This window comes from Alienimonas sp. DA493, assembly GCF_043951915.1.
Taxonomy (GTDB): domain Bacteria; phylum Planctomycetota; class Planctomycetia; order Planctomycetales; family Planctomycetaceae; genus Alienimonas.
Window position 1 is genome coordinate 1 of record NZ_JBINJD010000372.1, and the last position, 429, is coordinate 429.

1 pseudogene is annotated in these 429 nt (G+C 78.1%); it reads left to right on the top strand.

What is annotated here, in order from left to right:
• Window positions 1–296, top strand: a pseudogene (locus tag ACG2DA_RS23070) (hypothetical protein); the annotation flags it as partial.
• Window positions 297–429 lie beyond the last annotated feature (133 nt).

Genomic DNA, 429 nt, shown 5'->3' on the forward strand with positions numbered 1-429 from the left:
GCCGGGACGGCGGACCCCCGCCGGGGGCGGGTCGGGGCGGGGAGACCCCGGCGTGGGCGCGGGGCCGGGGGTACTGGGACGGTCACTTCAAGCACGGCCGGGGCCGCGGTCCCGCGGCGTACGGGGCGCTCCCCGGCCGTTTCGAGGGCGACCGCTACCGCGGGTTCGGTCGCTCGCCGTACTACGGCGGCGCGTACTCCTCTCCCGGCGGCGTGTACGGTCCGACGCTCCCGGCCCCGTACGGCGGACCGTACGGCCCGGTCCCCTACCCGCCGACCGCGTCGCCCGTCTGGTGAGCCCGGCCCGCGACGGCGCGACGCCGCCTCGTCCCGGCCCCGTTCGTCGACGCTGCGGTCGGAGGAAGCCGGCTTTGCCGAAGGCGTGACGGCCAACGTGCCGGCGGACGATCCGAATCTGATCGCTCGGGCG